Source organism: Paraprevotella clara YIT 11840 (genome assembly GCF_000233955.1).
GTDB lineage: Bacteria > Bacteroidota > Bacteroidia > Bacteroidales > Bacteroidaceae > Paraprevotella > Paraprevotella clara.
This window is the reverse complement of sequence record NZ_JH376701.1, coordinates 1-1,275: the sequence shown is the minus strand read 5'-3', so window position 1 is coordinate 1,275 and position 1,275 is coordinate 1. Positions and strand designations below refer to the sequence as shown.

The window sequence follows — 1,275 nt, the reverse complement described above, 5'->3', positions numbered from 1 at the left end:
TATACTCATTGGCACTCACGCCTTGTTAGAAGATAAGGTACAGTTTGCTAACTTGGGCTTGGCTATTATTGATGAACAGCACCGTTTTGGGGTAGAACAGCGTGCTAAGCTCTGGCGCAAAAATACCTTGCCGCCTCATATATTAGTAATGACTGCCACTCCTATACCGCGCACTTTAGCGATGAGCGTGTACGGCGACTTAGATGTGTCGGTAATAGATGAGTTACCCCCTGGTAGAAAGCCTATTAAAACCATACATCATTTTGAAAATCGACGTGCAGAAACATATGAGTTTGTCAAAAAAGAAATAGACAAAGGGCGACAAGCGTATGTAGTATATCCGCTGATAGAAGAATCAGAAGCCTTAGACTTTAAAAACTTAACCGAGGGTTACGAGTATATCAGTGCCTCTTTTCCGCTACCTAAATACAAAGTCTCAATAGTGCACGGCAAGCTTAAGCCTGCGGAGAAAGATGTCGAGATGGAGCGTTTTGTGCGAAACGAAACCCAGATAATGGTGGCGACAACTGTCATAGAGGTAGGGGTCAATGTGCCTAATGCCTCAGTGATGGTTATAGAGAGTGCCGAGCGCTTTGGTTTATCGCAACTGCATCAGCTACGCGGACGTGTAGGGCGTGGTAGCGAGCAGAGCTATTGTATACTGCTGACAGGCAACAAGATGAGTAATGATACCCGTACGCGTATGGAGACAATGGTGCGCACTAATGATGGTTTTGAGATAGCGGAAGTAGACCTCAAACTGCGCGGGCCTGGCGACCTAATGGGCACTCAACAGAGTGGGGTACTTGCCCTAAAAATAGCTGATATTGTAAAAGACCAAGAGATACTAAAAGCAGCCCGTGCCTATGCTATCGACCTCCTCAAAGCTGACCCCGACTTAGTCCAGCCAGAGCATCAATGCGTAGCCTACACCCTCGACCAACTCCAACGCCACAAAAACCTATGGAAATACATTAGCTAATTAGCAGATTAGTTAAGACTTTAATAAAGTATGCACCTGTATTTTGTGTTGATAATCAGTTGATAATGTTGCGAATAGTATATTTTTACTAAAAAAATATGCAAAATATTTGGAGGTTATAAAAAAAGGTTGTACTTTTGCACCCGATTTAAAAACGTAAGGGTTTTTAGCTCAGCTGGTTCAGAGCATCTGCCTTACAAGCAGAGGGTCACTGGTTCGAATCCAGTAGAGTCCACAAAACAAAAAAAGGCTACTCATTTTTTGAGAGCCTTTTTTTGTGTTTAATAAGTAAT

General features: G+C 43.1%; 1 protein-coding gene and 1 tRNA gene. Both read left to right on the top strand.

Annotated features, from left to right (window positions below):
* Positions 1-982 (top strand): ATP-dependent DNA helicase RecG (locus HMPREF9441_RS17180; RefSeq protein ID WP_008623576.1); only part of this gene is annotated, 982 nt, incomplete at its 5' end.
* Positions 983-1,142: 160 nt separating this feature from the next.
* A tRNA-Val gene (locus HMPREF9441_RS17175) sits at positions 1,143-1,217 on the top strand.
* The last annotated feature ends 58 nt before the right edge of the window (positions 1,218-1,275 follow it).